The organism is Actinomyces sp. MRS3W, from assembly GCF_032465695.1.
Classification (GTDB): domain Bacteria; phylum Actinomycetota; class Actinomycetes; order Actinomycetales; family Actinomycetaceae; genus Actinomyces.
Map to the genome: position 1 here is coordinate 1 of NZ_JAWDJJ010000047.1, position 8,563 is coordinate 8,563.

At 68.7% G+C, this 8,563-nt stretch carries 8 protein-coding genes; 2 read left to right on the forward strand and 6 right to left on the reverse strand.

Going from position 1 to position 8,563, the window contains the following annotated elements:
- Both RWX45_RS01325 and RWX45_RS01330 read left to right on the forward strand, forming a co-directional pair.
- Nucleotides 1–1,090: AMP-dependent synthetase/ligase (locus RWX45_RS01325; protein WP_316021990.1), on the forward strand; the 1,090-nt coding region annotated here is incomplete at its 5' end.
- A gap of 191 nt (nt 1,091–1,281) precedes the next feature.
- Complete coding sequence (locus RWX45_RS01330) at nt 1,282–2,664, forward strand: hypothetical protein (protein ID WP_316021991.1); 1,383 nt, start codon at nt 1,282–1,284, stop codon at nt 2,662–2,664.
- 48 nt (nt 2,665–2,712) lie between these two features.
- On the opposite strand, the gene RWX45_RS01335 is transcribed toward RWX45_RS01330, so the two are convergent.
- The 6 genes from RWX45_RS01335 to RWX45_RS01360 all read right to left on the reverse strand — a co-directional run bounded on the left by RWX45_RS01335 (nt 2,713) and on the right by RWX45_RS01360 (nt 8,443).
- The gene (locus RWX45_RS01335) at nt 2,713–3,105 is read right to left on the reverse strand and encodes a chorismate mutase (RefSeq protein WP_316021992.1); all 393 of its coding nucleotides are present in this window, start codon (nt 3,103–3,105) and stop codon (nt 2,713–2,715) included.
- Complete coding sequence (gene clpX / locus RWX45_RS01340) at nt 3,102–4,391, reverse strand: ATP-dependent Clp protease ATP-binding subunit ClpX (RefSeq protein ID WP_316021993.1); 1,290 nt, start codon at nt 4,389–4,391, stop codon at nt 3,102–3,104. Before clpX ends, RWX45_RS01335 begins: the two co-directional genes overlap by 4 nt.
- A 909-nt stretch (nt 4,392–5,300) precedes the next feature.
- On the reverse strand, nt 5,301–6,254 hold the full coding sequence (locus RWX45_RS01345) for a diaminopimelate epimerase (RefSeq protein ID WP_316021994.1): 954 nt from the start codon (nt 6,252–6,254) through the stop codon (nt 5,301–5,303).
- A complete protein-coding gene (miaA, locus tag RWX45_RS01350; RefSeq protein WP_316021995.1) occupies nt 6,251–7,270 on the reverse strand; it encodes a tRNA (adenosine(37)-N6)-dimethylallyltransferase MiaA in 1,020 nt (339 codons plus the stop codon). Before miaA ends, RWX45_RS01345 begins: the two co-directional genes overlap by 4 nt.
- A 19-nt stretch (nt 7,271–7,289) precedes the next feature.
- A complete protein-coding gene (locus RWX45_RS01355; protein ID WP_316021996.1) occupies nt 7,290–7,973 on the reverse strand; it encodes a YbjN domain-containing protein in 684 nt (227 codons plus the stop codon).
- On the reverse strand, nt 7,970–8,443 hold the full coding sequence (locus tag RWX45_RS01360; RefSeq protein ID WP_316021997.1) for a YbjN domain-containing protein: 474 nt from the start codon (nt 8,441–8,443) through the stop codon (nt 7,970–7,972). The genes RWX45_RS01355 and RWX45_RS01360 overlap by 4 nt, the downstream gene beginning before the upstream one ends.
- Nucleotides 8,444–8,563 lie beyond the last annotated feature (120 nt).

The following is an 8,563-nucleotide window of genomic DNA, read 5'->3' on the forward strand; positions in this document are numbered from 1 at the left end:
TGCCCCGAATGTCAAGAACCTGGTCACCGACTTCGCTTCCTTCCGCCCCACCTTCGTGCCCGCGGTGCCGCGCGTCTTCGAGAAGATCTACAACGCCGCCGACGCCCGTGCCACCGGCGCCAAGCAGAAGGTGTTCCGACTGGCGGCCAAAACCGCGATCGCCTATTCCCGCGCGCTGGACACCCCCGCCGGTCCGAGCCGGGGCCTGCGCGCCCAGCGGGCCGCCTTCGACCGGTTGGTGTTCTCCACCCTGCGCAGTCTGCTGGGCGGGCGCGTCACCCACGTCATCTCCGGCGGCGGGCCGCTCGGTGAGCGGCTGGGCCATTTCTACCGCGGCGCCGGGGTCACCGTGCTGGAGGGATACGGGCTGACGGAAACCTCCGCCCCGTGCACGGTCAACCTGCCCGGCGCCGTGCACATCGGGTCGGTCGGCCTGCCCCTGCCGGGCACCGCGATCCGCCTGGACGACGACGGCGAGGTCCTCATCCGCGGGATCGGCACCTTCCGCGGCTACCACAACGCCCCTGAAGCGACCGCCGAGGCCTTTGTCACCCTGCCTGCGGACTCGCCTGCCGATCCCGAGACCGACTCGGCGGAGGGCAGCCGCTGGCTGCGCAGCGGGGATATCGGCTCCTTCGACGCCGACGGCTTCCTGCACATCACCGGCCGCAAGAAGGAGCTCATTGTCACCGCGGGCGGCAAGAACGTGGCCCCCGCAGTCCTGGAGGACCGGCTGCGCGGCCACCCGCTAGTCAGCCAGGTGCTCGTAGTCGGCGAGAACCGGCCGTGCGTGGGCGCGTTGGTGACGTTGGATGCGGAGATGCTGCCACTGTGGCTGTCCAGCCACGGCCTACCGGATATGGACCCGGTCGACGCTGCGCGAGACCCGCGAGTGCGGGCAGCGCTTGAACGGGCCGTTGCCCGCGCCAACGAGGCGGTTTCGCGGGCCGAATCCATCCGTACCTTCACCATCCTGCCCGGCGACTTCACGGTGGCCAACGGCCTGCTCACCCCCTCGCTCAAGGTGCGCCGCGCGGAGGCCACCGCGCGCTTCGCCCAGGAGATCGACGAGCTCTACACCCGCGTATGACCGGATGACTGTGTGACCGGGCACCTCCTCTTCACCGAGACCGGCACTAATGACGTGCCGAAACCGGTCGAAATGACGTCCGGGGCTTCTCCGTCCCGGTTCCGACATGGTTGGAGCCTTCTCCACGAGCCGTACGCGCCACAGTGTGGATTGTTTCGATGCTGGTCGGGCGGTGTCCCTACGCTTCGGGTATGAGTGTTCCCCCTTCTTCAACTCACTCGCAGCCTGATGATGATCCCACCGCTGCCGTGCCCCAGCCGAGCCACGTCCCCGTCGGCTCCTATCCGGCGATGGCTGCCGCCGTCTCGCCACCCCCGAAAAAGCGCTCCGGGCCGCTGATCATCGGAGCAGTTGTGGGTGTTATCGCGCTGGTGGCCGCGGGCACCCTCGTCACCATGTTCCTGCGCTCTGGCCGTGCAGGCGGCACCGATTCGCAACGCGTCTCGGCTGATTGGGCGAAGGGCTCGCACCGTACCTGGTCCCTCGACATCGATGCGGACTCCTATGTCAGGGGCAACGGCAGTCAGCTCGTCGTCGTCGGCGCAGCTGACACATCCGACCGGCGGACGGTGACCGCCTACGACCTGGCCGACGGCGAGCCGGAGGAGCAGTGGAGCACCGCGGTAGAGCTCTACACAGACCATTTCCGCTTCGAGTATTGGGGTGACTACGTCGTCGTCGGTGGCAGCCTCCTCAACCAGTCTGACGGCGGCGCCTTTGTTGCCCCGTGGGAGTCCTGGGACTCCCCGGAGTTCCTGGACACCTATGCATACCTCTGCGAAAGCGATGGCACCTGTACTGCCTGGTCTGCGTCCGACCCGAATACGGCCTTGTGGGAGATCGTCATCGACGACTCCGGGGAGATCATCATCGACCAGCCCGCCGCGTACCCGGATCCGGGCCGCGTCTATCAGGACGACAACGTCACCTACGTGCGCGTCTCCACCAGTACAGCGGTCAACGTCGCCACCGGCGACATCATCGACTTCGAGCTCGGTGATGAGGAGAACGTCTTCGCCTTGACCGATGGCTGGGGGAAGATCGATTACGACGCGCAGCGGTACACGGTGCTATCACCCACTGGAGTGGAGATCAACAGCTTCGAAATCAGCAACGAGGCCCGGGACGCGCCGGGGGCGGCGTATATGTTCGATTCCCCGCATGTGACCGCGAAACAGATGCAGATACTGGGAGTAAATGGTGACATCAGTTGGGCACGCGTCCAAGTGAGAACCGACGAAGACGCCGATTCAGGATGTATGCAGGCCTTCCTGGTGGACGGGACCGAGCTCACCGCCACACAGGAGGATTGGAGTTGCAGCTTCGATTACTCCCCGCACTTCATCATCTCGGGTGACGACTCGCTGATCATGCTCACCGACTCCTCCCCCATGCAGACGGCATCAGCCCTCTCGCTGCGCGGCATGTGGACCATCGCTGACGGCGAGCTGATCAGCCCGCTGGAGGGTTACGAATTCGGCGAGGACCAGTTCTACCTCTTCAGCTCCGAACTGATCGTTGCCTACAGCCCGGATAACGGGCACATGACCGGATACGCGCCCGGCGCGGAGTAGGCCGGCCCGGGCACCTGGGTTTCCGGGTGCCCGGCGGCCACCGCCATCTTAGGGAGCGTCCTCGGGCAGTCCATCCCGGATGGCCTCGTGATGGCGGATGACCTCGGCGACGATGAAGGCGAAGAACTTCTCCGCGAATACCGGGTCCAGGCCCGCCTCCTCGGCCAGCGAGCGCAGGCGAGCGACCTGCTGCTCCTCGCGGGCCGGATCCGACGGCGGCAGGTGCAGGTCCGCCTTGAGCCTGCCCACCTGGCGGGTGCAGCGGAAGCGCTCCGCCAGCAGGTGGATGAGGGCGGCGTCGAGGTTGTCGATGGTGGCGCGGTAGGCGGCCAGCTGAGGCGGCACCCCGGCTGCTGCTCCGGCAGACGCCGGTGCGCCTTGTCCCGCCCGCGCCTCGACATCGGCCTCGGGGCCGGACCCTGCGGTGGTCGCGTCGCTCATGCGCTGCGGCTTCGCTTGCTGGTCGCCGACAGGGTGCCGCTGCCCGCCTCGTAGCGGGGTTTGCCGGTGCCGCGCACGGCGTCGGCGTCAACAATGACACGACCGACCTCCGGCATGGAGGGAACCTCGAACATGGCTTGGCCGAGCACCTCCTCCACGATGCTGGTCAGGCCGCGGGCCCCGGTCTTGCGCTCCAGCGCCAGGGTGGCGATCGCCTCGATGGCCTCGTCGGTCATCTCCAGTTCCACCCCGTCGAGGCTGAACAGGTACTTGTACTGGGAGACCAGGGCGTTCTTCGGCTCGGTCATGACCCGCACCAATTCGGGCACACCCAGGTCGTGAACTGTGGCGATGACGGGCAGCCGACCGATGAACTCGGGGATGAGGCCAAACTTGTGCAGGTCCTCGGGGCGGACTGGGGTGGCGAAGACGTCCTCGTGCTGGTCCTTGGCCAGGGTGGCGCCGAAGCCGACGATCTGCGCGCCGGCCTCCCGGCGGCGGCGCTGACGCACGATCTCCTCAATGCCGGAGAAGGCACCGGCGGCGATGAACAGGATGTTCGTGGTGTCGATCTCGAGGAATTCCTGGTGGGGGTGCTTGCGTCCCCCACCCGGGGGCACGGAGGCGGTGGTGCCCTCAATGATCTTGAGCAGGGCCTGCTGGACGCCCTCCCCGGAGACGTCACGGGTGATCGACGGGTTCTCGGCCTTGCGTCCGATCTTGTCGATCTCGTCGATGTAGATGATGCCCTTTTCGGCGCGCTTGACGTCGCCGTCGGCGGCCTGGATGAGCTTGAGGAGGATGTTCTCCACGTCCTCGCCCACATAGCCGGCCTCGGTCAGGGCGGTGGCGTCAACAATGGCGAAGGGAACGTCGAGCAGACGCGCGAGCGTGCGGGCCAGGTGGGTCTTACCGGTGCCGGTGGGGCCTAGCAGCAGAATGTTGGACTTGCCCAGTTCCAGGCCGTCGCCCTCGGCAACGGAGCGTTCCCGCATCTGGACACGCTTGTAGTGGTTGTACACGGCCACGCTCATGGCGCGCTTGGCGCCTTCCTGGCCGATGACGTACTGGTTGAGGAAGTCGAAGATCTCCTGCGGCTTGGGCAGTTCGAGGGGGACGCCGGAGGAGGAGGTGCCCAGTTCCTCGTCAATGATCTCGTTGCACAGCTCAATGCACTCATCACAGATATAGACCCCGGGTCCCGCGATGAGCTTCTTGACCTGTTTCTGACTCTTGCCGCAGAAGGAGCACTTGAGAAGGTCGACGCTCTCGGCGCTGCGTGCCACCTGGATTCCCTCCCGTTTTCGGGTGTGCCCGCCTGCTGCGGACACCGCCCCAGCCTACGGGGAGCAGGCCGCCACGGCTACAGTCATTCGGACGGTGTGTCCGCATCAACCGCATCCACCGCACAGATCCATCGTGATTCAGCCGTGCCGGGTCACGTCTCAGTCAAGGCCCGGGGCAGGTCGGACGGGTCCCGCAGTGTGGTGGGTCAAGTCTCATGGCGCGGTTCCGGCTGTGCGGTCATGGACATGGCCGGGTGGTTGGCGGGCTCATCGGCAGGTCGTTCGAGCACGCGGGTTAGAACCCTCGAGCACGCCGGACGGCCCTCGAGAACGCCGCCCTAGGCGGCGTTCTCGGCGGCTACCCCGCGTCTTGATGGCTCACCCCGCGTTGTCGGCGCCCTGCCAACTCACCGCAAGCGACTCACCAACCCGCATCGTCTACGACCGCAACGCCCCAGTCAGCCCAAATAACATCCTCCGCGCGCTTGGACCGTCTGCCCCCGCTTGGACCGTCTGCCCCCGCTTGGACTGCCTGAGACCATGTCTGGGGCAGTCCAACCGCGCAAAGGCAGTCCAACCGCGCTTAAGCGGTCCAACCGCGCAATGACGGTCCAACTGGAGTCGCCGACGACACCCCTGGCGAAAGACCCCGGCCTGCACCATCCGTCACCCAGCCGCCGGTTGCCTCGCCGGTGGTCCCAAAGCACTCAGAACCGGCCAGCCGCCCCTGACAAGGACACAACACCCACCCTGCCCCAGCAACGCGGGCCTCGACAACACGAGCAATGCCACAGCAGCACCCGGGACGTCACTTATGCCGGTTTCGGCGTGTTATTAGTGCCGGTTTCGGTGAAGAGGGGGTGCGGGCGCTGCCGGGCGCGTGGCGTTGCTGCGGGCGCATGCGCCAGGTCAGGCGACGGTGGCGCGAGCGATGACAACGGCCGGGCCGGTGACCAACACCTCCGCCCCCGCCTCCCTCAGCCCGGCAGGCGCGGCATCCACATGCACGCCGAGCTCACCGTCGTCCAGGCGCAGCAGGTAGTCAGCCGGCGCCTCGGCCCCGCTCCACTCGTGCAGGGCCACGGCCACCGCGCAGCAGGCCTCGGCGCGGGCCGCCGCGTCACCCTCCAGCATCCGGATGCGGGCCAGGCCCACACGGTTACCGGTTTCCGGGTCGATGTGCTCCCCCAGGGGCACGACCAGTTCCACCTGCTCCGTTTCAGGCGTCGCAACGGCCGGCCCGCCGGTTTCGCCCGCGTCTCCCAGCGCGGCGGCGTCCAGTTCAGCCTCCTCCAGCAGCGCGACGACGGCGTGCCGACCGACCAGCTCCAGGCTCAGGGCCGCCCGATCTCCCTCCAAGCCGGGGATGTGCATCGCCGTGTCCCAGCCCTCGTCGATCGGGTCGGCGTCCGGCTCGGCCACCTCGGCCAGCCGCACCCGCCCCATGTCCACCGCCCACAACTGCCCCAGGCGGGTGACGGTGCGGGCGCCGCCGCGAGTGCCGACGGTGATCGACTCGCCGTCGGCAAGCGGCGCCAGCCCCTCGGCGTCCAGGACGGCGGCGAACAGGCGCAAGGCGTCGCCGTAGGCTCGTGCCACGGAACCGTCGCTGCGGTAGCAATCCAGGAACCACTCTGCCTCGGGGGCGGCCTCACGGAACGCCTCGGTGCCGGGCAGGGCGGCGGTGCGCACCACGCGTATGAGACCTGCCGCTCCCAGGCCCGCGTATCGATCACAGACGGCGGCAATGTCCGCAGCGGTCATGTCGATCTCGCACTCGGGGTCCAGGAGCAACAGGAAGTCGCTGTGTGCGGCGTGGCCCTTGAGGAGCTCGTGGCCGGCCAGGCCGGGGGCAATGGTCATGGGCCCCAGCCTATTGCCTCGCCGGTGCGCTCCGGCTGTGCCACGGCCGCACCCGCGCGAACGATTCGCACCGCCTCGGCCACAACCCGCTCACGCTCCCCGGGCCGCCACTGGCCGGCGGCGTCGACGGCAACGTCGAGCCAGTGCACGCGCGGATCGCGGCGGAACCACTTGATCTGCCGGGAGGCCAGCTTGCGCGTGGCGGCGGCCGTTTCCGCCGCGGCCTCCTGCCGGGTCAGGTGCCCGTCAAGGACGGCGATGGCCTGGGCGTAGCCGATGGCGCGCGCCGCCGTCGGGCCCTCGCGCAGGCCGGAGGCAAGCAGCGCTTCGGTCTCCTCCAGCAGCCCGGAGCTGAACATGGTGGCGGCACGGGCGTCGATGCGGGCATTGAGTGCGGCACGGTCCAGGCGCAGCGCCAGGTGGACGGTGGGGGCCAGGTCCGCGTACCGGGGCAAGCTGGCGGTAAAAGGCCGGCCGGTCAGCTGTATCACTTCCAGGGCGCGCACAATACGGCGCGTATTGGAGGGCTCGATGCGGGCGGCCGCCTCCGGATCCGCCTCGCGCAGTTCCTCCCACAACCGCGCGGCGCCCTCGGCGTCGGCGCGGTCCTGGAACGCGGCGCGCACAGCCGGATCGGTTCCGGGGAAGTCCAGGGCGTCGGTGACGGCACGCACGTACAGTCCGGAGCCGCCCACCATGATGGGACGCCGGCCGCGGGCGGTGATCGCCTCCAGATCGGCGCGGGCGTGGCGCTGGTAGGAGGCGACGTTGGCCTCCTGGGTCACCTCCAGCACGTCGAGCTGGTGGTGCGGGTAGCCCCGGCGCTCACTCACCGGCAGCTTGGCGGTGCCGATGTTCATGCCGCGGTAGAGCTGAAAGGCGTCCGCATTGATCATCTCGCAGCGACCCCCCAGCGCATCGGCGAGGTCGAGGGCGAGGTCGGACTTGCCGGTGGCGGTCGGCCCGACGACGGCGACCCGCACCGGCTCGGACTGTCTGGCAGCAGGATGGTTCACGACGGCGTCTCCCCCGGGTTCACAGGTCTGGCAGCAGGGGCCGGACCTGGCTGAGGGCCTGGGTACAGGCCGACAGTGCGGTGTCCAGGTGCAGGCGCAGCTGGGAGTCGGTGACGCCCGGCCGCAGCCCCACCAGGTAGGTGGCGCGCACCAGCGGCCCGCCCGGGGTATCCACGAGTGCCACCGTCGGGAAGTACTTGTCCCGGTTCCAGTCGTTGACGGAGGCGGCCAGCTCGTCGCGCTCCCCCTCAGCGGCCGGTTTTTCCCAGTCGCCGGAGACGAGCAGCCAGTCGTCGTGGCCCTCGGGGATCTCGATGACGAAGGGGAAGCCGTCCCAGGTGCCCAGCAGGCAGGTGTGGTCGCCGTCGCGGTGGCGCCGTGCCCCGTATCCCATGGGGCCGGTGAGCATGGCCTCGATGCGCTCCAGCGTCAGTGGGGAGGTCAGCTCGTCGCTGGTTGCGGCGGTGTCATCCGAGCCGGCCTGATCCGCCGGTTCCTGGTCGGCGTCGGAGCGTTCGGGGTAGTCGATGTCGAAGTCGGATAGTTCCACCGGCCCGGTTGGCCGGAAACGGACGCGGCCGTGGGACCCGCCCCGATCCGCGTCCGGAGCGTCACGGTCGCTGGGTACACGCTGATCCCACGACTTGGCGAACAGCCTGGCGATGAAATCCGTCCAGCGCTTCCCATGGCGGCGCCGACTCATGGTTCGAGCCTCCCCCGGATCGGGTCGGGGAAGACGTCCTCCGCCTCCCGCATGAGCGCAACGATGAGCCGGCAGCCGGTGAAAATGAAGTCTTCCAGCTGCGCGTCGGTCATGCCGGCGGCCAGCGGGTAGGTGACCTCTCCGTGCAGGCGGACGACGCCGCCGTCGGCAATGGTCAGGTAGGCCTTGGGGCCGATGCGGGTGGCGTTCCAGTCCTCCACCAGCCGCCGTAGCGCGGCCAGGTGCTCGGTGTCGGCGATGCGGTGCCAGATGCCGCGCAGCTGCAGGGCGCGGTCGCCCTGGAAGATGGCATGGACGGTGACGTAGCGCCAGGGGATGCCGACATCGCCCTCATCGTCGAGGAAGAAACGCAGCCCCAGACGGCGCACGCAGTCCATGACGCGGTCGACGTCAACCGGCGCCGGGGCGGCCGGTGCGTCGGCGGCGCTAGCGGGTCCGAACTGGGGCATGAGTCCAGCCTATCCCGTCGGTCTGGGCGTTGCGGTAGCGCCGGCGGTGGCCGTCAGTGCCCGCCCCACCGCCGCGGCGATCTGCGCGTCGTCGCCTCCGAGCTTCCGGGCGGCATGGAC